Annotated in this window: 28 protein-coding genes and 1 other RNA gene; 16 read left to right on the forward strand and 13 right to left on the reverse strand. The window is 65.0% G+C overall.

Going from position 1 to position 24,554, the window contains the following annotated elements; all coding sequences use genetic code 11:
* Positions 1 to 64 precede the first annotated feature (64 nt).
* The 4 genes from L21_RS03685 to L21_RS03700 all read left to right on the forward strand — a co-directional run bounded on the left by L21_RS03685 (position 65) and on the right by L21_RS03700 (position 4,443).
* Positions 65 to 640 (forward strand): LemA family protein, encoded by a 576-nt coding sequence (locus L21_RS03685; protein ID WP_083608761.1) that lies wholly within the window; start codon positions 65 to 67, stop codon positions 638 to 640.
* A gap of 6 nt (positions 641 to 646) precedes the next feature.
* On the forward strand, positions 647 to 2,473 hold the full coding sequence (locus L21_RS03690) for a DUF2207 domain-containing protein (protein WP_074369156.1): 1,827 nt from the start codon (positions 647 to 649) through the stop codon (positions 2,471 to 2,473).
* A gap of 292 nt (positions 2,474 to 2,765) precedes the next feature.
* Positions 2,766 to 3,941 (forward strand): putative hemolysin, encoded by a 1,176-nt coding sequence (locus tag L21_RS13525; protein WP_083608763.1) that lies wholly within the window; start codon positions 2,766 to 2,768, stop codon positions 3,939 to 3,941.
* Between the two features lie 190 nt (positions 3,942 to 4,131).
* The gene (locus tag L21_RS03700; RefSeq protein ID WP_074369157.1) at positions 4,132 to 4,443 is read left to right on the forward strand and encodes a HEAT repeat domain-containing protein; all 312 of its coding nucleotides are present in this window, start codon (positions 4,132 to 4,134) and stop codon (positions 4,441 to 4,443) included.
* Between the two features lie 4 nt (positions 4,444 to 4,447).
* Here L21_RS03700 and L21_RS03705 read toward each other — a convergent pair whose 3' ends face one another.
* Entirely contained in the window at positions 4,448 to 5,455 is a 1,008-nt protein-coding gene (locus tag L21_RS03705) for a DUF3821 domain-containing protein (RefSeq protein WP_074369158.1), read from the reverse strand.
* Between the two features lie 204 nt (positions 5,456 to 5,659).
* Here L21_RS03705 and L21_RS03710 point away from each other — a divergent pair, with 204 nt between their 5' ends.
* Both L21_RS03710 and ftsA read left to right on the forward strand, forming a co-directional pair.
* A complete protein-coding gene (locus tag L21_RS03710; RefSeq protein ID WP_074369159.1) occupies positions 5,660 to 7,168 on the forward strand; it encodes an SLC13 family permease in 1,509 nt (502 codons plus the stop codon).
* Positions 7,169 to 7,210: 42 nt separating this feature from the next.
* Positions 7,211 to 8,566, forward strand: a complete 1,356-nt coding sequence (ftsA, locus tag L21_RS03715; RefSeq protein WP_074369160.1) for a coenzyme F390 synthetase — start codon at positions 7,211 to 7,213, stop codon at positions 8,564 to 8,566.
* Positions 8,567 to 8,837: 271 nt separating this feature from the next.
* On the opposite strand, the gene L21_RS03720 is transcribed toward ftsA, so the two are convergent.
* Positions 8,838 to 9,371, reverse strand: coding sequence for a hypothetical protein (locus L21_RS03720; RefSeq protein ID WP_143727205.1), 534 nt, complete (start codon positions 9,369 to 9,371; stop codon positions 8,838 to 8,840).
* A 248-nt stretch (positions 9,372 to 9,619) separates the two neighbouring features.
* On the opposite strand from L21_RS03720, the gene L21_RS03725 reads away from it, so the two are divergent.
* The 3 genes from L21_RS03725 (at position 9,620) to L21_RS03735 (ending at position 10,963) form a co-directional block, all read left to right on the forward strand.
* Positions 9,620 to 9,895, forward strand: a complete 276-nt coding sequence (locus L21_RS03725; protein ID WP_074369162.1) for a glutaredoxin family protein — start codon at positions 9,620 to 9,622, stop codon at positions 9,893 to 9,895.
* Positions 9,888 to 10,400: a ferredoxin-thioredoxin reductase catalytic domain-containing protein gene (locus L21_RS03730; protein WP_342764769.1), complete on the forward strand. Its 513-nt coding sequence runs from the start codon at positions 9,888 to 9,890 to the stop codon at positions 10,398 to 10,400. The genes L21_RS03725 and L21_RS03730 overlap by 8 nt, the downstream gene beginning before the upstream one ends.
* Before the next feature lie 347 nt (positions 10,401 to 10,747).
* Positions 10,748 to 10,963, forward strand: coding sequence for a hypothetical protein (locus L21_RS03735; protein WP_074369163.1), 216 nt, complete (start codon positions 10,748 to 10,750; stop codon positions 10,961 to 10,963).
* Position 10,964: 1 nt separating this feature from the next.
* On the opposite strand, the gene L21_RS03740 is transcribed toward L21_RS03735, so the two are convergent.
* The gene (locus L21_RS03740; RefSeq protein ID WP_074369164.1) at positions 10,965 to 11,330 is read right to left on the reverse strand and encodes a hypothetical protein; all 366 of its coding nucleotides are present in this window, start codon (positions 11,328 to 11,330) and stop codon (positions 10,965 to 10,967) included.
* Positions 11,331 to 11,401: 71 nt separating this feature from the next.
* Here L21_RS03740 and L21_RS03745 point away from each other — a divergent pair, with 71 nt between their 5' ends.
* Both L21_RS03745 and L21_RS03750 read left to right on the forward strand, forming a co-directional pair.
* Positions 11,402 to 11,635 carry a winged helix-turn-helix domain-containing protein gene (locus tag L21_RS03745; protein WP_048112957.1) on the forward strand — a complete coding sequence of 78 codons (234 nt, stop codon included), beginning with the start codon at positions 11,402 to 11,404 and terminating at the stop codon, positions 11,633 to 11,635.
* Positions 11,632 to 11,949, forward strand: coding sequence for a transcriptional regulator (locus L21_RS03750; protein WP_074369165.1), 318 nt, complete (start codon positions 11,632 to 11,634; stop codon positions 11,947 to 11,949). Before L21_RS03745 ends, L21_RS03750 begins: the two co-directional genes overlap by 4 nt.
* A 4-nt stretch (positions 11,950 to 11,953) precedes the next feature.
* Here L21_RS03750 and L21_RS03755 read toward each other — a convergent pair whose 3' ends face one another.
* Entirely contained in the window at positions 11,954 to 13,630 is a 1,677-nt protein-coding gene (locus L21_RS03755) for a phospholipase D-like domain-containing protein (RefSeq protein ID WP_074369166.1), read from the reverse strand.
* 42 nt (positions 13,631 to 13,672) lie between these two features.
* Between L21_RS03755 and L21_RS03760 the strand changes: the two genes are divergently transcribed.
* Genes L21_RS03760 through L21_RS03770 form a run of 3 tightly spaced genes read left to right on the forward strand, consistent with a single transcriptional unit; the run spans position 13,673 to position 14,742 of the window.
* Positions 13,673 to 14,275 (forward strand): amino acid kinase family protein, encoded by a 603-nt coding sequence (locus L21_RS03760; RefSeq protein WP_074369167.1) that lies wholly within the window; start codon positions 13,673 to 13,675, stop codon positions 14,273 to 14,275.
* A gap of 45 nt (positions 14,276 to 14,320) precedes the next feature.
* Positions 14,321 to 14,485 carry a zinc finger domain-containing protein gene (locus tag L21_RS03765; RefSeq protein WP_074369191.1) on the forward strand — a complete coding sequence of 55 codons (165 nt, stop codon included), beginning with the start codon at positions 14,321 to 14,323 and terminating at the stop codon, positions 14,483 to 14,485.
* Between the two features lie 2 nt (positions 14,486 to 14,487).
* On the forward strand, positions 14,488 to 14,742 hold the full coding sequence (locus L21_RS03770; protein WP_074369168.1) for an elongation factor 1-beta: 255 nt from the start codon (positions 14,488 to 14,490) through the stop codon (positions 14,740 to 14,742).
* A gap of 24 nt (positions 14,743 to 14,766) precedes the next feature.
* Here L21_RS03770 and L21_RS03775 read toward each other — a convergent pair whose 3' ends face one another.
* The 4 genes from L21_RS03775 to L21_RS03790 all read right to left on the reverse strand — a co-directional run bounded on the left by L21_RS03775 (position 14,767) and on the right by L21_RS03790 (position 17,509).
* Positions 14,767 to 15,720: a malate dehydrogenase gene (locus tag L21_RS03775; protein ID WP_074369192.1), complete on the reverse strand. Its 954-nt coding sequence runs from the start codon at positions 15,718 to 15,720 to the stop codon at positions 14,767 to 14,769.
* A gap of 11 nt (positions 15,721 to 15,731) precedes the next feature.
* Positions 15,732 to 16,041: signal recognition particle sRNA (ffs, locus tag L21_RS03780), an RNA gene on the reverse strand.
* A gap of 12 nt (positions 16,042 to 16,053) precedes the next feature.
* Positions 16,054 to 17,079 carry a hypothetical protein gene (locus L21_RS03785; protein WP_074369169.1) on the reverse strand — a complete coding sequence of 342 codons (1,026 nt, stop codon included), beginning with the start codon at positions 17,077 to 17,079 and terminating at the stop codon, positions 16,054 to 16,056.
* 34 nt (positions 17,080 to 17,113) lie between these two features.
* Positions 17,114 to 17,509: a SpoIIAA family protein gene (locus tag L21_RS03790; RefSeq protein WP_074369170.1), complete on the reverse strand. Its 396-nt coding sequence runs from the start codon at positions 17,507 to 17,509 to the stop codon at positions 17,114 to 17,116.
* 45 nt (positions 17,510 to 17,554) lie between these two features.
* Here L21_RS03790 and cls point away from each other — a divergent pair, with 45 nt between their 5' ends.
* Positions 17,555 to 19,069: a cardiolipin synthase gene (gene cls, locus L21_RS03795; RefSeq protein WP_256712224.1), complete on the forward strand. Its 1,515-nt coding sequence runs from the start codon at positions 17,555 to 17,557 to the stop codon at positions 19,067 to 19,069.
* Between the two features lie 6 nt (positions 19,070 to 19,075).
* Here the strand turns inward: cls and L21_RS03800 are convergent, their stop codons facing one another.
* The 5 genes from L21_RS03800 to L21_RS03820 all read right to left on the reverse strand — a co-directional run bounded on the left by L21_RS03800 (position 19,076) and on the right by L21_RS03820 (position 23,840).
* Positions 19,076 to 19,942, reverse strand: a complete 867-nt coding sequence (locus L21_RS03800) for a PHP-associated domain-containing protein (protein WP_074369171.1) — start codon at positions 19,940 to 19,942, stop codon at positions 19,076 to 19,078.
* An 80-nt stretch (positions 19,943 to 20,022) separates the two neighbouring features.
* Complete coding sequence (locus tag L21_RS03805; protein ID WP_074369172.1) at positions 20,023 to 20,415, reverse strand: SpoIIAA family protein; 393 nt, start codon at positions 20,413 to 20,415, stop codon at positions 20,023 to 20,025.
* 42 nt (positions 20,416 to 20,457) lie between these two features.
* A complete protein-coding gene (locus tag L21_RS03810; protein ID WP_074369173.1) occupies positions 20,458 to 21,072 on the reverse strand; it encodes a DUF2238 domain-containing protein in 615 nt (204 codons plus the stop codon).
* A 45-nt stretch (positions 21,073 to 21,117) separates the two neighbouring features.
* Positions 21,118 to 22,143 (reverse strand): AI-2E family transporter, encoded by a 1,026-nt coding sequence (locus L21_RS03815; RefSeq protein WP_074369174.1) that lies wholly within the window; start codon positions 22,141 to 22,143, stop codon positions 21,118 to 21,120.
* A gap of 47 nt (positions 22,144 to 22,190) precedes the next feature.
* Positions 22,191 to 23,840: a SulP family inorganic anion transporter gene (locus L21_RS03820; RefSeq protein ID WP_074369175.1), complete on the reverse strand. Its 1,650-nt coding sequence runs from the start codon at positions 23,838 to 23,840 to the stop codon at positions 22,191 to 22,193.
* A gap of 331 nt (positions 23,841 to 24,171) precedes the next feature.
* Between L21_RS03820 and L21_RS03830 the strand changes: the two genes are divergently transcribed.
* The gene (locus tag L21_RS03830) at positions 24,172 to 24,549 is read left to right on the forward strand and encodes a DUF134 domain-containing protein (protein WP_074369176.1); all 378 of its coding nucleotides are present in this window, start codon (positions 24,172 to 24,174) and stop codon (positions 24,547 to 24,549) included.
* Positions 24,550 to 24,554 lie beyond the last annotated feature (5 nt).

Here is a 24,554-nt window from a genome sequence, read left to right on the forward strand (position 1 = left end):
TTTTCCCGCTCCCCGCGCGGTTTCAAGAGTCATCTCTTAAATACGCCGCGGGGCACATAGAGTACTGGTGACAACGTTGGACATCATCTCCATTGTCCTTATCGTCGTCGTGGTGCTGGTCGTCATCGGCGTCGCGGCGGCAGCAATCGGTATCTACAACCGGTTCTTCTCCCTCAAAAACTCCGCTGAAGCGACGGTCGGGCAGGTGAAGGTCGCTATGAAGAAGCGGCTGGACATGATCGAGCAGCTCCTCGGCGCGGTGAAGAGTTACGCGACCTTCGAGAAGGAGACCCTGACCGGGGTGACCGAGATGCGGGCGCGCATCGGCAGCGCCGGCCCGGGCGACCTGAACGAACTCGAGCGCGAATCGCGGTCGGTTCTCGGGCGGCTGCTCGCCGTCGCGGAGAACTACCCCGATCTCAAGACCTCCCAGACGGTGCAGAACCTGATGGGCGCTGTCCAGGGTGTCGAAGACGAGATCGCCCGGCACCGCTACACCTACAACAACATCGCCCAGCAGTACAACACCATGACCGACACGATCCCCTCGAACCTGATCGCCGGCGTCATGGGCTTTCAGAAGCTCGAATACCTGGAGTTCGGCGAAGAGATAGAGCGGGTCCCGACGATAGCGTTCTGATAAACCATGCGGATAACTGAGCGGCAGCAGATACTCACCCTCATCACCATCACCCTGGTCGTCGGGGTGCTGGCGGTCGTCGGAGCGAATGCGCTCCCCGCCCTCTTCCGGGGGAGCCTGGACGTCGAGCACTATGACGCGGTCTTTTACGAGAACGGGGCCCTGATCGAGCGCTACACCTACGACGTCCGCGCCGCAGGCGAGTACCGGATGCTCTTCCGCTACTGGGACGCGCCGCTCGCCTTCTCCGCAACCGATCGGCCGCATATCGAGTTCGTCGGGATGATTGCTCCGCCCGGAACCATCGGCTACGTCAAGGATGATCGGGGCGAGGTGCGGATTGCCGCCGGTATCTCGACCTCCTCGGATATCTCGACGATCCGGAGCCTTGCGTACGATAACGAGGTGGGCCTCTACAACCCCGGCTACTTCACTCCGGGCACCTATACGGTGGAGTACCGCTACCGGGTCCGGCCGCCGATCGAGTACGACGAGGAATGGGCGCACCTGAACCTGAAGCTCGTGGACGAACACGTCCCCTTCCGCAGCCTCCGGGTCACGCTGCCGTTCGCCGGGCAGATCGAGGAGGTTTACACGCATCCTCCGACCCTTGAGGTCGAGCGGACGACAGAGTCTGTCATCATCACGGGGGCCGCCCCGCAGGACGACGCGCTGAACATCGAGATGATCCTCGACCCCGCGTTCGTGGACGAGATCGAGGGGTTCCCTGCGTACGTCCCGGACGTGCGACAGCAGACGCTCGACGCTCACCGCTGGCCCCCGATCCTCTATGCGGCGGCGAACGTTCTCTACGGCCTTGCGACCGTCCTCGTCCTCGCGATGCCGTTCATCCTTCTCGGCGTCTACCTCCGCTACGGCAGGGAGAAGCCGTTTACCGTGCCGGAGTACCTGAGTTTCACGCCGAACACCGCGCTCAAGCCCTGGCAGGTGAACCTTCTCTTTAAGGGCGACGCGCTTGAGTTCGACGAGAACGGGTTCTACGCGACGATCCTCGACCTTCACCGGCAGAAGAAGATCGTGGTGGCCGAGAAACCGGACGGCAACGGCGTCACGGTCCGGATCGTCTCGGGGGAGTCGACCGATCCCTACGAGCAGCGGGTGCTCACCTTCCTCGCCAATATCGCTGACGATCACGTCGTGGACACCGCCGAACTCGAGGAGTTCGCCAAAACCGCCCGGCGGAGCCCCGGCTACCAGCACCGGATCGTGCAGTACCAGCAGTCGCTTGCCGGCCTGACCCGGGACGTGGACACCTCGCTCGCCCACCGGTATATCAAGGACGGCCGGACGATGATCCTCCCGCTCGTCTTCCTCGGCGCCATCCCGTGCGGGCTATCCATCCTCGCGTTCATCCTCGCGCCGGGAGCGGCCTATCTCCTGATCCCGGCAAGCGTCCTCTCCTTCATCGCCGCGGTCCAGGTCGGGATCGCGGCCCTCTTCCCCTCGACGCTGTTTGGGTTCTGGAAGGGCGACCGCTACAAGGAGAAACTCGAGTGGGACGCGTTCTCCTACTTCCTCTCGGATCTCGCGCTGATCCGGCAGTATTCTCCCGCCGACCTCTCGATGTGGGGAGAGTGGCTGGTCTACGGGACGGCGCTCGGTCTCGGTGAGGCGGTGGAGCAGGCGATGAAGAACCTGCATATCGACCTGCCGGATGTCGGGGTGCCGCTCTACTCGAACATGCCGGTGATCTTTGCCCCGATCGTCCTCTACTCCCCGCCGTCGAGCGGCGGCGGCAGCGGCGGGTTCGGTGGCGGCGGGTCGTTCGGCGGTGGCGGCGGCTTTGGGGGCGGCGGCGTCGGGGGACGGTAACACCTTTTTCCCGCCCGCCCTCCTGATCCGACAGCATCAATCCCTTCTTTCCCTTTGTGTGAGCTACTTGCCGAGGATACCAGTAAAGTCTCACGCGAAGCCGCGAAGTGCGAGCGCAATTGTGGGAATAGTCCCCTTCGCGGCTTCGCGTGAGTTTCCTCGACCTCTCATCGTTCCGGCAGCCGCACCCTCCCCGGCGCATATGGCCTCGTCGGCCGAATAAGTCCGAATTTGTTCGTAGTTAAGGAAACCTACTTACTTCGGACGGCGCAATGTATCTCTGTTGATGCCTATGACGGGATCCTATCCGAACTATCTGGTTATCTTCTCCGTTCTCCTCGGGGCCGTCATCGCCTGTGGGTGCATTGCCGCCGGGGGAGAGGAGACGGCGGCCGACCGCGTCTCCGGGAACGGCACGATCGCTTTCGTCGATCTCGAGGGCGGGTTCTACGGCATCGTCGCCGATGACGGCGAACGCTACCTCCCCGCCGACCTCCCGCAGGAGTTCCGCGCCGACGGCCTCCGGGTCAGGTTTGTCGTCGATCTCGTAGACGAGACGGCGACCATCCAGCAGTGGGGAACGCCGGTCGAGGTTGTCGAGATCGCGGCGGACGACACCCGGCGGACAGTCGCAGCGAACGCCACGGTCACCTACATCGACCTCGAGGGCGGGTTCTACAGCCTCGTCACCGATGACGGCAGAAACTACCTGCCCGCTAACCTTCCGGCGGAGTACCGGCAGGACGGTCTTTCAGTGCAGTTCAGCGCCGACGTGCAGGACGATGCAGCGGGAATCCAGATGTGGGGAACCCCTGTGGAGATCAGGTCGATCGAGGTGATTGAAGGCGTCCTGCTCGTCTCCGGGAACGCCACGGTCACTTACATCGATCTTGAAGGCGGGTTCTACGGCCTCGTCGCCGATGACGGCAACTACCTCCCGCTCAACCTGAACGAGACCTGGCAGGTCGACGGCACGAACGTGACGTTCGTCGCCCGGATCAAGGAGAACACCATGACCATCCAGCAGTGGGGCACCCCCGTAGAGGTCATCGCCATCGATACGGCAGGGAACGCGACCTACGTCGCAACGACCGGAACAGTCACGTACATCGACCTCGAGGGCGGGTTCTACGGGATCGCCGCCGACAACGGGGAACGCTACCTCCCGCTCGACCTCGAAGAGCGCTATCGCGTCGACGGGATGCGGCTCACCTTTGCCGGTGAAGTCTCCCGCGACACCATGACCATCCAGCAGTGGGGAACCCCGGTCGAGATCCTCGCCGTCCCGTCGGCCTGTGCCGCGTGCGGCGGGAACGCCGGCATCGCGAACCCGGCAGCGGTCTGGTGCATCGAGCAGGGCCACGCCTACGAGATCCGGAAGAATCCCGACGGCAGCGAGTACGGCGTCTGCATCTTTGCAAACGGGACCGTTATCGACGCGTGGGACTACTACCGGCAGACCCACTAACCCCCTTTTTGGAAAAGCGAAGTTTCACGTGAGTGATATGTGCGCCCGGTGAGAAACGGGCGATTTTTCTTCTCTTACGCCGAAAAGCAACCATGGATGTAACGGTCAGCGAGCGGGATGATACGGCGGTCGCATCGGTTGACGGCGGAAGAGCGGGCGGCAAAAAGAAGGAAGAGGAGAGAACGTCGCCGTGACAGACAGAACGAATGCGCTGATCGGTATCCTCCGCGCCGGCAGCAGTGCCGACCGGATGGCAGCGGCGGCGGAGCTCGCCGCACTCGGCCCGGTTGCCCTTTCGCCGCTTCTTTCTGCGCTCGACGATCCCGATCCCCGCCTCCGGATGTGGGCGGCCTACACCCTCGGGATGATAGGGGATGTCGGAGCGGTTCCGGCGCTCATGCAGGCGCTTGAGGACGCCGATCCGGGCGTCGCGAAATGGGCGGCGGCCGCCCTCCGCGGCATCAGGGACGCGGCCGGCGGTTGCGGCTGCCGGTTCTGCTAATTTTTCACCGCCGCCTGCCGGCGAGCGCCAGGGCGAACCCGACCGCTGCTACGGCCTGGGCGGCCGGGAGCGGTGCCGCGGTCGGTGTCGGGGTTGCCGGTTCCGTCGTCGCGGTGGGCGTTGGGGTCTCTGTCGGTTCGGTCGTGGGAACCGTCGTCGGGGGTGCGGTCGTCGGCGTCGGAGTTGCCGTCGGCGTCGCCGTCACGGTTGCGGCAGGTGTCGGCGTCGCGGTCGTGTCCACCCCGATACGGTTTGCTACCGTGAACGTCACCGGCTCGGAGTCGGGAGCATAGGCGTCGAATCCCGAAGGCGTCCTCCATACGGCCCGGACGGAGTACGTCCCCGGCCTACCGATGTCGCCGATCCGGACTGCGCCCGGTCTCGCGGGGTCGTCGGTGTAGAACCGGGTCGAACTGACGTTCAGCCCGGCCAGGTTGACCCCCCCGATCCTCGTCGTCTCGGCGCCGCCCGGTGTGGTGAGCACGATATCGATCGTCGCCGGGTAGACCCCGCCCGCCTCGTAGAACGCCCCGACGTCGGGGGCGGATACCCTGAAGGCTATCCGGGTGTTCGGGGAGACGGTCAGCCCCTCCAGGGGCTCGTTGTGGTAGGGGTCCGCGAGCACCACATCGAGGAAGAGCCTCGGTTCGCGGATCATGACCTGCGCCGTCGCCCCGTCCGTGGGGTTGAAGGCGTAGTACGTCCCGTAGTCTTCGCGCACCTGGAATTCCTGCACCTCGAAGTTCGTGTCGTCGGGGACCGGGATGCTCCTCGTGGCCCCCCGGTTGGGATCGTCGTTCTGGTACTTCCGCAGTTCCGTGACGCGGTTGTTCGTGGCCGGGTCGCGGAGTTGCGTGAGGTCGAGCCCCTCTTCGTAGACGAAGATGGTGTCGTAGGGCTGGATATCGTTTATCGCCGGCCCGCGGGCTCCGGCCTGCCCTGCAGAGAGGGCAAGGAGACAGACGGCGAGGAGGATGACAGGGCCTCGCCTGCGGATCCAATCTGGTCTCATGACATTCCCTGTGCTGATTTTACTGATATAGGTTGGTGTGACGGCGCGGCGATCCCCCTGCATCCGACCCCGTTCCGGCCGCAATGCGTTCTCCCGGTCGTAGGCGTGAAGCCGACAGGGGGGGTCGGAGTTAGCCGCAAACCGCCAGAATCACGTGCAAGCAGATTCCTTACCCTTAAATATTCTCTTCGCCAATTCCTGACGATGAAAAAGGTCGCCATAATCGTTGCGTCGTTACTTGTTTTCTTTGCGATCCTGGCGATCCCTGTGGATCCCACCGTCCTTGCGCCCGAGGCCAGGTCCGTCGCGGCAGTCACCGTCCTTATGATCCTCCTCTGGGGTACGGGCGTCATCCCCCTTGAGGCGACCGCCCTCCTCCCGCTGGTCCTCTTCCCGGCACTCGGTGTCCTTTCCCCGGTGAAGGTGGCGGAATCGTACGGCAACGAGGTGATCTTCCTCTTCCTCGGGGGGTTCATCATCGCGATGTCGATGCAGCGGTGGAACCTGCACCGGCGGATAGCCCTGCATATCATCCGGATCGTCGGTACGAGCCCGAGACGCCTGGTGCTCGGGTTCATGGTCGCCACCGCGTTCCTCTCGATGTGGATCTCGAACACCGCGACGGCGATGATGATGATCCCGATCGCGGTCGCGATCATCCTGACGATCATTCCCGGGACCGACAAAACCCTTGAGAATCTCGACGGCAAAGAGCAGGCCCTTGCCCGGTGCCTGGTCATATCCATCCCCTACGCCGCGAGCATCGGGGGGATTGCGACGATCATCGGCACGCCCCCGAACGGGATCTTCATCTCCCAGCTCGCGACGATCTTTCCCGACGCGCCCACTATCGACTTCTTCACCTGGATGAAGTTCGGCGTTCCGTTCGCTGCCATATTCATCATCATCGCATGGCTCTGGCTCACGCAGGTTCCCTACCGCCGGATGGTGGCAACCCTCCCGAGTGCAAAGGGGCTCATTCGTGAAGAACTTGCAAAACTCGGCCAGATATCGACGGGAGAGCGGTGGACGCTCATCGTCTTCGCCCTGACGGCCCTCGCCTGGATATTTGCCCAGACAAAGGATATCGGCGGGTTCGTCATCCCCGGCCTCGACATGATCTTCCCCGGGATCAAGGACTCCACCATCGCGATCTTCGGGGCGCTCCTCCTCTTCGTCCTCCCGGTCGACCGGAAGGAGGGCATCTTCACCATGGACTGGGAGTGGGCGGTGAAGATCCCCTGGGGCATCCTCCTCCTCTTCGGCGGCGGCATCGCCCTCTCAAACGGGTTCATTCAGAGCGGGCTTGCTGTGGCGATCGTCGAGTCGCTCACGCTTATCCACGGACTCCCGATTGTCATTCTGGTCTTCGTCGTGGCCCTGGGCGTCTCGCTTGCGACGGAGGTCTCTTCCAACACCGCCATGGCCGCCGTCCTGATGCCGATCATGGCGGTCACGGCCATCAGTGTGGAGGTCAACCCGGTCATTCTGATGATGACCGCCGCGGTCTGCGCCTCGATGGCGTTCATGCTCCCGGTCGCCACCCCGCCGAACGCCGTCGCCTACGGGAGCGGGTACGTCACCGCAAGAGATCTGCTCCGGTCCGGCTGGGCGCTTGACCTCATCGGTGTGATTCTCTGGACGTTCTTCCTCTTCACCCTCGTCCTCTGGGCACTTGGGGTCCCCCTGGACATTCCCGCCTGGGCGCTCTGATCCCCCGGCACCTATTTTATCCCCTACGTCTATCCCGGTCGGATGACAGGCAACCGGTACCATGACCCGGCGGTGGAGACGCTTGCCCGCCCGGATCTCGATACGCTGATCGACGAGCGGATCCGTCTGACCGTCCGGTACGCGAGGGAGCACTCGCCCTTCTACCGCCGGTGGTTCGAGCGGCACAACATCCGCCCGGAGGCTATCCGGGAGCACGAGGATCTCCGCGATCTGCCCATCATCTCCGGGGCGACGATCCGGCGATACCAGCCCCCGCACGAGCAGGAGTTCTGTTTCAAGAGCGTCCCCTGGGAGGCGGTCTTCACCGTCAACGAGACCTCCGGGACGAGCGGTATCCCGAAGAGTTTCTTCCTCACCTGGGAGGACTGGGAGCGGTATGCGGAGAAGTACGCCCGGCTTTTTGTCTCGCAGGGCTTCGAGGCCGGCGACCGGGTGGTGGTCTGCGCTTCCTACGGGATGAACGTCGGTGCGAACACCATGACCCTCGCCGCCCGGGACCTCGGGATGGCGATCGTCCCGGAGGGGAAGTGCACCTTTCCGGTCAGGGTGATGGAGCAGTACCGCCCGACGGCGTTGATCGGGAGCGTCTTCAAGCTCCTCCGGCTCGCCCGCAGGATGGAGGCGGAAGGGCACCCGCCACAGGACTCGGGCGTGAAACGCCTCGTCGTCGGGGGCGAGAGTTTCGCCCCGGAATCGAGGCGCTACCTGGAGGAGGTCTGGGGATGCCCGGTCTACAACTCCTACGGGAGCACCGAGGGGACGATGTGCGGCGAATGCACCCGTCAGGCAGGACTCCACGTCCCCGAGGATCTGGTTCACTTCGACCTCTACGACCCCGGGATGAACCGGTTCGTCCATGACGGCGAGACGGGGAGGCTGGTCTATACGACGCTCCTTGCGCCGGGCAAGAGGGCGGGGACGCTCCTCATCAACTACGATACGGAGGATACCTGCTCGGTCGTCTCCCGGGAGCAGTGCGGGTGCGGGCGGACGCACATGCGGATCGCCTCACCCCGACGCGAGGCGGAGACGATCCGGATCGGGGATATCGCGCTCAACCGGGTGGACGTGGAGGCGGCGGTCTTTGCGCCCGAGAACATGGCCCGCCTGAACGGGGAGTACGAGGCGTTCGTCTACGGCGGCGACGAGGCGGGGGAGACCATCCTCCGGGTGAGCGTGGAGTGCTTCGATCCCGCCCGCGTCGATGCGGACGAGGTCGGGGAGACGTTCCTTGCCGCCCTCCTGCGGTCGGTTCCGGCCCTTTCGGGGGCATACGAGGACGGGTCGCTCCAGATCCTCTGCAGCGTCGCGCCGCCGGGCGGGCTCGAACTCCACCGGGCGCCCGGCCGGCCGAAGCGGATCGTCGACCGGCGGTGAGGAGTGCGGGAAGTGCAAGGGTTCGTGTTGGGACACCGGGTTTCGCGGCTTCGCGTGAGCGGCTTGTGAGGATAGTAATACGGCCTCACGCGAAGAGCGCGAAGCCGCGAAGTGCGACGTTCCGGTAGGAACGGAGCATGAGCACCGTCAGGTGTGAAAGACGACGGCCCTTTGGACTGGAGTTCGAGCACCGTCGGGTGCGAAAACGTGAAGTTCGACAGATGGGTCCAGGCGACGTGAATTCACCCCTATGGTGCTCCCGAGCCGCCCCCTACCGCCGTCGCACCAGGTAGCCGGCCAGCCCTGCCGCGAGGGCAGCCGCCGGGAGAACGGATCCTGCCGCGGTCGGCGTGGGGCTTGCCATCGTCGTCGGCGGTGTGGTGGCGGCCGGGGTTGCCGTCGGCGTCGGGGTCGCCGGCGCCGCCTCGACGACGGTGAAGGTGGTGCTTGCGGTGGCGTCGCCCTCGACCCACTCCACGGTCACGCTGTACTCCCCGGGCTCGAACCCGGTCGTGTCCACGTCGAACGACCAGGTGTTCGCGGTGTTGTTCCCCTCCTCTACAACGGCCGTTCCCGACGTCCCTCCCTGCACCGAGGCGTTCCCCGGCCCGAACCCGACCGGCGTCACCTTGATGAGCAGGCGGTTGCCGGGGGCGAGGTTCGTCGTCCCGCCGATGGCGACCGTCTCTCCGGCGGCGACCGTACCGATATCGTCGATACCCGTCTGCTGTGCGGCGGCAGTGCCGCAGATACATGCCGCAATCACGAGCGCGGCCGCGATGCCGGCAAATCTCCTGACGTTCATGCCTTCTCTCACCTCTCCTTCCTGCACGGCAGGATAAGAAGTTACCCGGGCCCGGCCGTCCGGCCGGCCATTCCTCTTTACGAGGAAAACCCCGTCTTTTTTTCTCTCTCCCCTGCGGTGCAGCCCCGGTTCGGGCTCTTGGGAACGGTGCCGGCCTGTTTCTGATCCTCAAGCCCGCTTCCTCCGGGGCAAGATACTTACCTTCGGCCCCCGTAGCAGGGAGAGATGGAGGGAGTTTTCTGGTAGAGATGCAGCACGTCCCCGGCGAGGACCGCGGCAGGGTGATGCTCTACGCCCTGAGCACCTGCGGCTGGTGCGCCCGGACGAAGGAACTTCTCACCGACCTCGGCGTCGGGTTCTCGTACGTCTACGTGGACCTGCTCGCGGGGGAGGAGCGCGACCGCGTGGTCCGGGAGGTCGAACGCTGGAACCCTCGGCTCTCGTTTCCGACGGTCGTCATCGACGACGCAACGGTGATCGTGGGGTTCCGGGAGGAAGAGATCCGGGAGGCGGTCGGTGCCTGATGCGGTGAGTGACGGAGAGGTGAACCGGCTCATGCGCGACCTCGAAGCCGAGGCAGAGGCCGGCGGGTACCACCTCAACCCCGACCGGGAGTTCACCTGCGATCTCGTCAGGGGCCTGCTCGCGAACCGGGAGCGGTACGGCTACATCTCCTGCCCCTGCAGGCTTGCCTCGGGAAACCGGGACGACGACCTCGACATCATCTGCCCCTGCGACTACCGGGACCCCGATCTCGCCGACTTCGGGGCCTGCTACTGCGCGCTCTACGTCACCGCCGATGTGGAGAGCGGGAAGCGTGCCGCCGCCCCCGTCCCGGAACGGCGGCCGCCCCCGGCGGAGCGCACCCGGCAGAAGGAGGAACGCGCCTTGGTGGGCCGCGCACCGGGAACCCTGAACTACCCGGTCTGGCGGTGCCGGGTCTGCGGTTACCTCTGCGCCCGGAACGAGCCGCCCGAGACCTGCCCCATCTGCCGGGTCTCCCGCGACCGGTTCGAGCGGTTTATGTGAACCGGGAGGCGACGGCGTAGAGCGCGAGTATCGCGCTCCCGGAGAGGATGACCGGGGCGGGAGCGCAACCCCGATATCCGCGCCGCCCTCCTCGGTTCGAATTGCTGCCGTTCTCGATGGTTGAATGTCTCTCTGCGGAGAGAAGATTCTTTGCGGACAATTCTATGGTCTAAACTCCGCGCGGCGGCGCGCCATGCGGTGAAAACCGATCTTATGCAGTCTTTCTCCTCCCTCCCGGTATCCTCACCCGGCCGGAGGCGGAGATGAGGCGCGTTATACCGAAAAAACCACACATGGCCGCCGGCCGATCCAGAGGAGTCATATATCGGACAGGGTGAGTATCCTGTATGCCGAGGGTGCGGATCAACGACGGAGACCTCCCCACCGGAACCGGCGTGGAGGGAGGACGGAAGAAGAAGCCCGACGAGGCCCCGGCCCCCGGCCGCCGGGAGCCCGAACGGGAGACTGCGAAGAAGGAGGAGAGCCGCGGGAAGTCCCGGCGGGGAGAGCCCCTCTTCGGGGACGCCGACGACGCCGATATCTTCTACACGAAGAAGAAGTAGTTCATCTCAGAACCCGGATGTCCCCGGATGAGGATACCACCACCTCCCGTTTTCCGCGATAGGTCTGAACGACCCCGTACAGCGTTATGTTCTCGTTTTCGTGCAGTTCGAGCCCGGCGGCCACGTTCTCCGGCAGGAAGACCGCGGTGCCGTTGACGGTGAGGATCAGGTGATTGCCGGTCGAGGTCTTCGCGATCCCTTCGATGCTCCCTTCGAGGAGAACCAGCGCCCCGTCCGGGACCTCCGGTGAGTACGGCTCCGCCACCAGCGGCCGGCCGACGGCGTCGAAGAGGAGGTGCGCCGCAAGCACGATCCCGACGACGCATACGAGGGTGACGAGTGCTGCTTTCTCCTGCCGTTCCAGCATAGTAATCCCTATCGACTCCCGGGCTAATAACTTCCGTCACGTTGATATGTTAACAGCGTTAACTATCCTCTATGGATGATGTGAACCTCCCCCCTTCCTCGAGAAAGATCCTCCTCCTGCTCGAAGATGGGGGCGCCCTGACCCACAAGGAGCTCGTCCGCCTCAGCAGCCTTGCCCCCCGCACCGTCCGGTATGCTTTAAAACGACTCAAAGACAACGATATGATCGTGGAGAAGTTCAACTTCAGGGATGCACGGCAGATCCTCTACGAGTACAAAGACTCCCAGATGGTGTCTGCGCAATGACCGAGCCTTCCCCCTGCGACATCATGCGGTGCGATACCCTCGTCCGGAGGCTGCTTCCGCAGATGCGTGCCGAGATGGTCTATCGTCTGGTGAATGAGCGGGGGATCACGCAGAGCGAGGCCTCGAAGCGTCTCGGGATCAGCAGGGCCGCGATATCCCAGTACATGAGCCGGAAACGCGGATTCAACCGGGAAGTTCTCCCCGACAACCTTGAATCGGTCATCGAGCGGTGGGTCTCCGCCGTCGCCTCGGGCGAGGGGACGATCACCATCTGCGACGTCTGCCGCTCCGCCGAGTTTGCCGGCAACCGGTGACGTATCAGGCGCGCCTCCGGCGGTAGAGGTAGAGCCCCGTCAGCGCGACGAGGATGCATGCCGCCGCCGCTATTTTGATCCGATCCGGTTCCCGAACGCCGTTCGCTCCACTCCCGTCCGAAGCGTCCCAGTCGTCTTCAAAGACAGCGGTATAGTACGCGGCGATATCGGTGTGCTCGACGATCACGCCCGTTTCCCGGTTGAGCGCCGGTGAGTTGGCGTTCCAGTTGATGCTGCTGACGAGCACCGTTTTTCCGTCGACGATGACGCCTTTGTTGTGGATCTTTGCGAGATCGTTCGCTTCGAGGTCGGCGAGCCGGGCTTCGAGCGGCAGCCCCTCGGCCGCGGCGATCCGGTTGATAATCTCGACCATCTCGTCGTTGTCCGCGGCGCCCTCGGTGTTGAACCAGGCAGAGTCGAGGAGCACCCGCACCGCGACGCCCCGCCGGGAGGCCTCGATCGCGGCCGCGAGGTAGGGGTTGAGGTCGTACGGGGTCTCGTTCGTGATGTAGGCCTGCTCGATCGCGATGCTCTCCTCTGCGCCCTCGATCAGGTCGAGGATGAGGACGCTGGTGTCCGGGGATATGACCGGGGTCACCCGCGCCCCCTCCGCGCGGCAGGGGGCGAACTCGACCGTGTAGTCGGGCGCCCAGGGCGTGTAGAGTTCGGCCGTCGTCCCTTCGAGCGGGACGATGTCGCCGCCCGCCGAATCGAATGAGAAGACCTCCCGGAAGTAGGCCGCGAGTGCCGGATCCTCGAGGAGGACGCCCCACCCGCGGTTGCCCTGCAGCCCCGCCGCCGGGTAGCCGCCGGGCTTGAAGTTCTCGCTCCCGAGGAGGACGGTGCTCCCGTCGATGACGATGTATTTTGCGTGGTCGTAGCGGTACTTCGCGTGGGCGGCATCGGTCGTCGTCATCGAGAGAACCGGGATGCCGCTCCGGTTGAGGGCGCCGGCGACCGCGCGCCCCTCCGGCGAGACCCCGCCCACCGGCCCGCCCTCGAGGAGGATTGTCACGGCAACCCCTCGTTTGCGGGCGGCGATGAGGTCGCCTGCCATCTTCTCGTCGGTGAACTCGTAGACGTTTACGAGGATCTCGCGCTCCGCCGCCGCGACGGTCGCCGAGAAGACCTCGTAGGAGCAGTCCGGGGCGGCGAACGCTGTTACCGCCACCTCTTCGAAGGTTTCTGGCGCAAAACGGGACTGGCCGATAAAGAGCGGGCGCGGGTCCCAGACACCGTCATCGAGGTAGTGGACCTGGCCTTCCCGGGCGCAGACGTCGCCGGGCCAGGCGATCTGCTGGACGAGGGTTGTTTTGTGGTAGAGGAGGAGTTCATCCGCCCGGTTCGCCATCAGGAGGTTTCCGTTCGGGATCACGTCCGGCACGGCCGGCGTCCGCTCCTGGATCTCAAAGTCGGGGAGGTAGCCGTGCGACTGCTCGAACGCCGGACCGCTCCTCGCGACCACCAGTCGCCCGTCGATCCGCGTTCCGGGCGGGAACCGGTAGCCGCCTTCGCCGTCCGAGAGGACGAACCCGTCGAGGATCCCCGTCCCCTCGAGCACCAGGTACTCGTCGGGGTCGCCGGGCTGGTAGGGGTCCGGGCAGAACTCGACGATCTGAATACCGGCGGTCGTGCCGGCAAGGAGACAGAGGAGCAGGACGGCGGCGGCGATCCGGCGCATACGTAAAGAGTTATGTCATCTCCGGTTTAATAGCGAAACGATATGAATTCGCCCGCACCCCCGCTGGTCGTCAAGGTCGGAGGGAGCCTCTTCGATCGGGTCGTCCCCCTGATCGAGATCTTCAGGGAGGTCGGACGCCCGGTGCTGATCGTGCCCGGCGGCGGGAAGTTCGCCGACCTCGTCCGGCGGCTCGACGTCTCCGAGGACGCCGCCCACTGGATGGCGATCGCCGGCATGGAGCAGTTTGCGTGGTACATCGCCTCGCACGGCATCCCGGCAACCTCCACCCTCGCGCTTCCCGCGGAGGCGACGGTCCTCCTCCCCTACTGCGGCCTGCGTGAAGCCGACCCCCTCCCCCACTCCTGGGACGTCACCTCCGACACCATCGCCGCCTGGGTCGCTCGCGAACTCTCGGCCGACCTCCTCCTCCTGAAATCGGTCGACGGCATCCATCACCACCGTAAGCTCCTCTCGCGGGTCGAAGATCCCGATCTCGTCTCCGACGAGGTCGATCCCGCGTTCATCCGGTTCGTCTTCGATCACGATCTCCGGGCCCGGGTGGTCAACGGCAGGCACGACGAGCGTCTCCGCAGTGCCCTCCGTGGCGAGCCGGTCGTCGGGACTCTCGTCGATCCGAGATTTTAATTGCTGCGGCAGCGATATGATAGGTTAACATTCGAGGAAGCAACGATGACAGCGAGAGACCGATGTACCTCCTGCAACGCCACACTGGCTGAGGAAGGCTCCACCTGGTTCCCATGCCCGGTGTGCGCGCACGAGATCAACCGGTGCTACCGGTGCAGGGAGCAGAGTATAGGATATACGTGCCCGAAGTGCGGGTTCCAGGGGCCATAACCATGGGAAACGTAGCCATAATCGTGAAGATCATGCCGGAGTCGCCGGATGTCGACCGTGAAGCGCTCAAAGCGGCGGTCAGGGCGGCCGTCCCGGTCGACGATATTCAGGAAGAGCCGATCGGCTTCGGCCTCGTGGCGCTGAAAGCCGCCGTCGTCGTCCCCGACAGTGCCGGGGCTCCCGATAAGGTCGAAGCAGCGCTCCAGAAGATAGAAGGCGTCGCAAGCGCCGAGATCATCGAATCCACTCTTGTATGAGTGGGACTTCGATACCTACTTTTGTTAACGGGCCTCTTCGAGCCGTTCCATCACGTCGGCAGTGACGTTGCGGATCTTCTTGACCGACTCGCGGAACCCGGTAACTTCGTCCTCTTCGAGGCTGAGCGGAACCGGAAAGACGCCGTCGCGGTTGATGCGGGCGGGTACCCCGATGCAGACATCGCCGATCCCGTGGATCTCGCTCTTGATGTAACTCGAGACGGTGAGGATACGGTTCTCGTCCCTGAGGATCGTCCTTACAAGCGTCGCAATCGCTTCTCCCGGCCCGTAGACGGTGGCTCCCTTGTCCCTGATGATCGCCTCGCCGCTCGTTCTGACGGTCTCGATCATCTCCTGCGCGGGCAGTCCCGAGAAGGTGGGCAGGTTCGTGATTCGGATGCCGCCGATCGTCGTCGCCGACCAGAGCGGAACCATGCTGTCGCCGTGCTCGCCGATGATACGGGTGTGCACCTCGCTGACGTGGACGCGGAAGTATCGCGCAATCAGGGACTTCAGGCGCATCGAGTCGAGATGCGTTCCGAGGCCGAAGATCTGTCTCGGCTGGAGCCCCGAGTATTTCAGGGCGACGGCGGTCATGACGTCGACGGGATTTGTGACGAGAAAGAGAATGGCGTCGGGCGATGTCCGGCCGATCGTCTCAGCGGTTTCGGCAACGATCTTTGCGTTCTCGAAGGCGAGGTCGTTTCTGTCCTGTCCCGGACGGCGGGGCACCCCTGCGGTGCAGATGATGATGTCCGAGTCTTTCGCATCGAGAAGACTGGTGCTGTAGGAGAGGCGGACGTCGGTGCCGCGTGCGGCAAACGAGTCGGATAGGTCACGGCAGCAGCCCGCGAGGAAATCTTCGCGTCCGGGTCTTCCCACGAGCAGCATGTCGCTGACGTAGGGGATCTCGGATACGGTGTGGGCCGCAAATACGCCGACGTTCCCTGTAGCTCCAAGAATCGTTACTTTTGCCATGAAGATCGCCGTTGGGGACACGTCCTTGGTCGACCGTGCGCACAAGCATTCACCGCAGCATCCCTCCTCCACCCCGCAACCCCATGGGCGCCGAACGTCCACGGTAAGTCTGCTCCCTTCCGGGCCTGAACCGGTACCCGCGGCAAAAGGTCGCCGCCCCCTCCGGGACTTTGATCCCTCTCCGCCGACCTCATGGGACGAGGTTTCTCCGTCGGGACGCAGAGGTTCCTGCAGGCCGCTGCGGCCTTCCTCAGACTTCGCCCCCCGCTGACGGCGGTTTCGGGTAACAAGTGACGCCGAGCCACCCGGGCTAGTCCCCGTATATACTGGAATCTATGGGATAAAAATAGCTCCGCCCACCCGGGCACGCCAGGCTCCGGTGATCTCCTCGACCTTGCGCCCGTCATTCTTCTCGAAGAGGTCGAGGGCGGCAAGATCGATACCGGGCGGGAGGACGGCCGAAAGCAGCCGCAGGTCGCCCTGGTAGACCTCGATCTCCTGCGCCCCGGCGGCGCTGGCGACCCTGACGGGATCGCGCGCGACCGGCCGGCGGCGGAGGCCGTCGTAGGATACGTGCATCGCCACCTCCCCGACACCGAGGAACTCCCGGTTCACCGCGATGTTGCAGGCGGTCCAGAAGGCCGCGGCGTACCAGGCGTCGTTCGCGATCACGCGGGGAACTCCCGCCCGGGCGGCGGCGATGCCGAGGGTCCCGGCACCCGAGCAGGCGTCGACGAACGTCCGGGGGCGGTGCCGGTCGATCTCGCGCTCGAGCGAGAGGATCTTCTCGTCGCGGTCACGCGGGAACTCGACGTGCAGGGCTGACTGCTGTTTGTAGACGACGATCGGTCCCACCCGGGTCGGGAAGACGTCGGCCCGGACGTCGCATCCGGCAAGGAGGGTATGCCCGGCGGGCTCGGCATCGGTATCGCTGATCCCCGGTGCTCCGGCACCCGTCCTGACGACTCCCCGGACCTCGGGAACCTCGGCAACCAGGCGGGCGGCGGCACGCTTCCCGGCCGACCGGGAGAGGAGGACGAGGGATCCGGGCGGGAGGTAAGGAGCCGAGCGCATGGCAAACCCGGGATGGACAAGCGGCATTCCGGCCGCGGCGAGGGGTTCGGTCCCGGCGAGATCCCCTTCGGCGGCCATCACCCGGTAGATGTGGGCGAAGACCTCGTCGATGAACCGCTTCCCGCAGGAGGGGCAGGGCTCGGCCGTATCGATATCGGGGGGAGCGCTCCTCTTGTCGTAGACGAGCCCCATGCAGTCGGGGCACGGGGCGAACCGCCCGGGAAGTTCCGCGAAGATCGTGCGGGCGTCCGTGACGCAGTCGTGCCCGCAGACCGGACAATGCATACCGATGCGTTGGAGCCCACGGTATATAGGCGTTTCACGCCGCCCGCGGCGTCGTTATCACGAGCCCTTCTCGGAGCCAGCCCCATGCGTCCCGGAGACGGCTCTCCGGGAAGTAGCGCACGTCGACCCCGTTAAATCCGACAAAGAGCCCCGGCAGGCGGTTCATCCATTCCCGCCACCGCTCTCCGCCGACGACGGCGATCCGGTCGACCTCCTCCAACCCGGGCCACTGTTTGAAGGCTTCCCACCCCTCCCCCGGCCTCCAGCTGCGGAATCCCTCGATCTTCAAAAGAAGCCTGACGTTCCGGTTCTCTCCCATTGCTCGTTCGAGCTCAGGGATCAGGATGGTGGCGTAATCGCTCTCGCTCAGCTTTCCGTCGAACCTGAACCCGAGAATACTTCCTGAACTTTCCTTCATCCGGTCAAGCATGGGTGCCCCTATAGCGCTCTGAAGAAAAAAAGGTATGGCTGACCGGTGGTGATCTCCCGGCGGGTACGTATATACCCCTGCGGGGAGATAGACGGGAACGCCCTGCTCCGGCAGGGGGTCTCTCGATTGGAACTGCTGCTCTTGATAGGGTTCGTCCTGGCGCTCAACGTCGTGTTTGCCGTTACGATCGTCTTCTTCGAGCGGAGAAACCCGACGGCGACGACGGCCTGGTTGGTCGTTCTCTTCCTTCTGCCCCCCGTCGGGTTCGCCCTCTACCTCTTCTTCGGGCAGAACTATACCCGGCAGAGGATGTTCGTCGTCAAGGAGCACGAAGACCGCTGTTTTCTCCAGGAGACTTTCGAGGAGCAGCATCGGGCGCTCGCCGGCAACCATCATCGGTTCGCCACCCCGGCGGCGGAGGAGTTCCGCGACGCAATCTTCCTCCTCCTCCGGAACAACCGGGCCTACCTGACCGAGGGGAACCGGGTCGACGTCTACACCCGGGGCGAGGATATCTTCGACGCGCTCTTTGCCGTGATCCGCATGGCACGCCATAACATCCACCTGGAGTACTTCGTCATCAATAACGATGAACTCGGGCGGGCGGTCGTCCGCGCCCTTACCGAGAAGGCCCGGGAGGGCGTCGAGGTCCGTCTCCTCTTCGATGCGATGGGCTCCCGGGCAGGGGGCGGGTCGCGGGAGGCGTTCTCCGAACTGGAGGAGGCGGGCGGGCAGATCGGCGTCTTCTTCCCCTCGATCTACCGGATAAACTACCGTAACCACCGCAAAATCGCCGTCATCGACGGGGAGGTCGGGTTCATCGGCGGGTTTAACATTGGAAACGAGTATCTCGGGAAGGGGCCGCTCGGCCGCTGGCGCGATACCGCCGTTCGGATCACGGGAGAAGCCGTCCGGATGCTCCAGCTCCGGTTCTTCCTCGACTGGCATTACGTGACCGGCGAGTACCCGGGCCTCGAGACCTGCTACTTCCCCGAGGAGGACGCTCCCGGCACAACGCCCGTCCAGATCGTCTCCGGCGGCCCGGATACCCGGTGGAGCCCGATAAAGGAGGGGTACCTCAAACTGATCAACTCCGCCCGGGAGTCGGTCTCCATCCAGACGCCCTACTTCATACCGGACGAGAGCATCGCTGACGCCCTGCGACTCGCGGCGCTCTCCGGGGTCGACGTCCGGATCATGATCCCCTGCAAGCCCGACCACCCGTTCGTCTACTGGGCGACGCTCTCGTTCATCGGCGACCTGCTGGATGCCGGGGTGCGGGCCTACACCTACGACGACGGGTTCCTCCACGCAAAGACGATCGTCGTCGACGGTAAGGCGGGTTCGGTCGGGAGCGCGAACTGGGACGTCCGGAGTTTCCGGCTGAACTTCGAGGCGAACGCGTTCTTCTACGACGCGGCCGTCGGTGCCGAACTCGTGCGGGCGTTCGAGGAGGATCTCGCGGTCTCGACCGAGATCACGCCGGAGGATTACCGAACGCGGTCTCGGAGAATCCGGGTGAAGGAGTCGGTCTCCCGCCTCTTCTCGCCGCTCGGGTGAGAGCCTTCACCGGTTCAGCCGGCCCGCAACAAACTTCCTGATCCGGGGGAGGTCCTGCTCCCAGCGGGCCTGGAGGATGGGGACGGTGTAGGGGAGGTGGTGCGGGAGGACCGCCGTCCCCATCACCGCCTTCTCGAAGAACGGCCGCTCGCGCCCGATGACGGCGGTCTTTTTCGCCTGGATGGCGTCCAGGAACTCTTCGACGGTATCGGCCTCGGCGCAGGTGACGACCCCCCCGAGCTCGTAGAGGAGGTGGCCGTCGGTTCCGCCGGTCCGCCCGAGACCGTGGGCGACGGCGAGCCCGGCCGCCTTCAGGTTGTGGCTCCGGGCCATCCCGCCGCAGATCACCTCGAGCCCGTCCAGGCGGGAGAAGATATCTTCGCCGATGCACCTGCCGGCGACGCAGCGCTGGACACCCCGGTTCAGGAAGGCGTAGCCGCAGGGGTGCGCCTCGACGGCGATGCAGGCGTAGCCTTCCCGGCGGTCGAGGATCTCGGGGGTATCGAGGAGTATCGCGGTGTACGGACCGTCCCTCCGGTTCTTCTCGACGTGACGCCGGTAGAAGTCCAGGAGGTCGGATGCCGAGTAGAAGTAGAGCAGGATGTGCGGGCCGTCGTTGGCGCTGACCTCGATCCCGGGGATGAGGGGGACCCGGATCCCCTGTCGCTCCGCCTCGGCCACGCCGCTTGCCTGGTTGTGGTCGGTGATCGCAAGCCCGATCCCCCGCCGTGCCGCGAGTTTCAATGCATCGCGCACGCGGGTGGGGGAGTCGGAGTGCCGGGTATGGAAGTGAAGGTCCGCCGGGAGCAGCCCGAGACGCCGGATCTCTTCAGGCAGGGGTTTCTGGAAAACGATGTCTTTATAGTATAGCATGGGGTGTCTGTCTGATCACCGGTAGGTTGCCCGGGATGAAAAAAGGTTGCCTGTTCTCCGGAAACAGGCGTGATCGGCACCTATCGCGCTTCCGGAACAACCGGTATCGGCTCCCGCAACCAGCCGATGGCGACGTCCAGGTGGCCTTCGGTGAAATAGCGCACGTCGATGCCCGTAAAGCCGGTGAAGAGCCCCGGCAGGTAGTTCATCCACTCCTCCCACTTCTCCCCGCCGACGATCGCGATCCGGTCGACCTTCTCCATTCCCGGCCGGTCCTTGAGCCTCTCCCAGTAGCCGTGCGGTTTCCAGCCGTGGAAGTTCACGATATGAAAGAGTATCCGGAGAACCGGGTGGCTCCTCTCCGCCGCCTCAAGCGCCGGGATCAGTGTCCCAACGTAGTCGTTTGCCGTCATCTCGCCGTCGAACCGGAATCCGACGACGTTTCCCGCACCGGTTGCCATCCGCTCGAGCATGGCGCCCCCTCTCCGGGGCGGATTTAAAAAAGGTTCCGGCCGTCATTCGGCCGGGGGCTCTTTCGGGATCACCAGTGTGTCGGTGATCTCCTCCTTCGAGAACCGGGAGAGATAACGGTTCCCGGCAAGCGCGACGATGACCGACCCGACCAGAACGAAGATCATATCGAGCATGGTATCGTCGAGCCCGTGCTGGAGGTTTGTTCCGAGGAAGGTGTCGAAGATCCACTCGTAGATCTCCCAGAACCCCTCCATCGCCATCGCGGTGATGATGATGAACCCGACGATCATCCCCCTTGAGAGGTTGAGCCTGCTGAACCGGTCGAGCAGCAGGACGATGGCGAAGGCGAGTATCGAGACGGTTATCCCGGCGATGAGGTGGGCGATCTTGTCGTAGTAGGGGTAGTAGAGCAGGTAGTATCCCTGGATCTCGCCGGCGACATGGAGGTAGAGCAAGAAGGCGATGAGAAGATTGACCTGCCAGGGGAGCGTGATGCTCCACCTGCGGGTGGCGATGGCGGGAACCAGGGTCAGGAAAAGCCCGATGACGCCGGTGAAGACCTGCGAGTATTCGCCGAGCGAGAGCGCGATGAGGATGTTTGCGGCGATGAGGAACTGAAAGAGGTAGGCGAGGTAGAGGCCGGCTGGTCTCTTCATGGATCATGGGTTGGGCGGCGTCCTGTAAACATCTTGCGCCGTGGCCTACCTCTCCCGCTCTCCGCTGCCCATAATCTCCCCGATCCACCGGGTCTCTTTCCAGCTCTCGAGGAAGAGTTTCACCGCGATCGTCAGCGGTATGGCGAGGAAGATCCCGACCGCACCGAGGATGAATCCCCAGAAGACGACGGAGAAGAGGACGACGAACGGCGAGAGGTTGAGATCCCGTCCGGCCATCCGGGGGAGGACGAGGTTCTCTGCGGCGGCGTCGATGAGGGCGACGGCGGCGATGACGGCCACGGCTCCGGCCGGCCCGAACTCGATGAGCGCGAGGAGGGTGGGCGGGATTGCGGCCACGACGAGGCCGATGTAGGGGACGTAACTCAGGACGAAGGCGATGAACCCCCAGAGCACCGCGAAGTCGACCCCGAGGAGGGTGAGAAAGAGCCCGGTCCCGACGCCGGTGATCAGGTTCACCTTCGTCCTGACGATGACGTACTCGATGAGGAGCCGGCCCGACTGCGCGAGGTGCCGGTAGGGAGCGCTCTCTGCTCCCAGGTAGCGCGCGAGAACGGTCGTAAGGCGGGGTGCCTCCAGGAGCAGGAACCCGATCCCGACGAGGACCAGGAAGGCATCGACGGCGATGCTCCCGACCTCGCGGGCTATCCCGGCAACCTGCTGGAGGACGAACCCCTGGTCGATGTAGTCCCATATCGTGAAGGTGCCGGGGTCGATGCCGTAATCGGCAAGGACGGCGATCTCCTCTTCAAGGCTCGCCTGGTAGCCCGGCAGGGAACGGATAAACCCGGTGAGGGCCACTCCGAGGAAGGCGATTGCGCCGGCGAAGAGCCCGATGAGCCCCGCTACCACCAGTATGGCGGCGAGGATCCGCGGCACCCTACGCCGGGTTAGCCACACCATGACGGGCGCGGTGATCATCGCGAAGAAGACGGCAACGAGGAGCGGGGCGAGGATCGGCGTTGCTGCTCTCACCCCCGCGAGCACGATGACGACCGCGGCCCCGACGATCGCGATGCGGGCAGGGGGAGGGAGGTTCCCGGCGATGTTCACAGGAACGGTATGGGTGCTTCACAGAGAAGAGTTTTCCGGCAGGGCTCTCACGTTCCGGCCTCCGCCGCCCGGATCGCCTCCATGAGCGACTCCCAGACGACCGGTGTTGCGAAGAATATATTGTCGCGGCCGATCTCCGCCGCCGCTCCGGTCTCTACAAGCCCTGCAAGGAACTGGGGATCGACCTCGGCGAGGATGAGCCGGTTCCCCCCGACCGCGACCCGCCGGGCGTAGCGCTCCAGCATCCGGAAAAGCCCGGTTCCGGCCTCGACCCTTCCCCGGAGAGCGAGGATCACGACGGCGCCCTCTGATCCCTCGGGGGATGGGAGCGACCGCTCGATCGCCCTGAGGGTTGCGAAGTAGACGCTCCCGGAGATCGAGAGCACGGTGAGGGTGTCGTCCACAAGCCGTCCGGGCGCCGGTTCTTCCCGGAACATGCCTCCTCCGACCGGGACGAGGCGGACGACGGAGGCCTCCCGGGTGGAGGTGACGAGGTAGATCGCAAGCGAGAGGAGGACCCCGACGTAGATGCTGTACTGGAGCGGGAGGACCTGGGTGGAGATGAAAGTGGCGAGCATCGCCCAGCGTCCCGGGCGGGAGTACTTCCAGATGCAGGCGATCTCGTGAGGCTGGTAGATGAGTTCGGCCCCGATGAGGATCAGGATGCCGGCGAGGGCCGGGAGCGGGATCTGTTCCGCGAGCGGTCCCGCGAGGACGACGACCACCCCGACGAGGGCGCCCGAGATGAGGTTTGCCGCCCGCGTCTCTGCCCCTGCGGCGACGTTGAGCGCCGTCGCCGAGAGCGACCCGCTTGCCGGTGCGCACTGGAGGAAGCTCGCGAGGATGTTCGTCACCCCCTGCCCGGTGAAGTCCCGGTTCACGTCGGCGATGGTGCCGTCGGGCTCGGGGATCGCCTCGGTGACCCCGACGGCCATCACGAGCCCGATGATGGCGAGGGCGAGCGCCGGGACGAGGAGGCCGGGAATGAGGGCGAGATCGGGGATGACCGGGGCCGGGAGCCCGGCAGGGATGGTGCTGATGTCGCCGACGAGCGCGACGTCCGGGAATACGGCCGGAACGAGGAGGGTTGCGACGACGATCGGGAGGAGGAGGGCGACGGAACGGAGGTGCGGCACCCGCCGGAAGGCGAGGACGAGGACGATGGTCACGAGCCCGACGGCGAGCGCCTCGGGCTGGATATCGCCTGCGTGGAGGAGGAGGTCGGGGATGGCGAGGATCTGGATTGCGTCCCGCGGGAGCTGGTGGCCGGTGAGGTTCCCGAGCTGGCCGAGGACGATGAGGAGCGCTGCTCCCGTGACGAACCCGGTGAGGACGGCGTTGGAGATGAACCGGGTCAGGCTGCCTGCCCGGAGAAGCCCGAACCCAAGCTGGAAGGCCCCGACGAGGATGGTCAGCACAAAGAGGGTTGCCGGGACGTCGGCCTCCGGGACCGGGGCGAGGACAGAGAAGATCGAGACCGCGAGGACGTTTGAGAGCATCACCTTGAGGTAGGTGGAGCCGGTGAGGAACGCCCCGATCGCCGTCGAGAACGCGGCGGTGTAGAGGCCGTAGATCGGGTTGATCCCGGCGACGAGGGCGAACCCCATCGCCTGCGGGATGCCGACGAGGGCGGTGGTCGTCCCGGCGGCGAGGTCGGCGGGGAGGCTCTTCCTCCAGTTCGTCTCACCCGCGGGCATACATAAGGAGGGAACGAACCGCGGGATATAGGTTGCCCTGACGGCCGAGTATCCGGGATCTCCGGATAGTTGATGGAGGGCGGGCGAACGTCCCGGGGCTCGTGGTCTAGCTGGTTATGACGTCGCCCTGACAAGGCGGAGTTATACCACTAGACCATGGGCAGCCCATCTCATCTGTGTGCGGAAGCGGGACTGATATTCTTCCTGTTTCATCCGGCCGCGGCAGGTGGGTGTCATCCCCTCGCCGTTTTGCTGCCGGTCATAACCGCCGGCCCGGAGCGAAGGCACTATCTGTACCGGGGTCCGATCTCTACTCCAGGAGATCGGTAGTATGAACGAGAGAGAGCCCGGCGAGGGACGCGGCCGCCGCGGGCGGGGGCGCCCCCGGGTCCGCCGGAGGATCGGGAACCAGGGGGCGTTCCGCTGTTTCGGCCCGCTCTGCGGGGCGCCCGACGAGTTCGTCGTCGTCCTGCCCGAGGAGGTGGAGGCGCTGCGGCTCGTCGATCTCCAGGGGCTTGAGCAGGAAGAGGCGGCCGCCGCTCTCGGCGTCTCCCGAAAGACCCTCTGGCGCGACCTCCACGAGGCGCGGGCGAAGGTCGCCGATGCCCTGGTGCACGGGAAGACGATCCGGATCGTCGGGTGCGGCCGCGAGCGGGAGGAGGGGTGCCCGGAGGACGAGGATCCCTCCTTCGATCCGGCGTCCGGGTGACCGGA

This window comes from Methanoculleus chikugoensis (genome assembly GCF_900095385.1).
Taxonomy (GTDB): Archaea; Halobacteriota; Methanomicrobia; order Methanomicrobiales; family Methanoculleaceae; genus Methanoculleus; species Methanoculleus chikugoensis_A.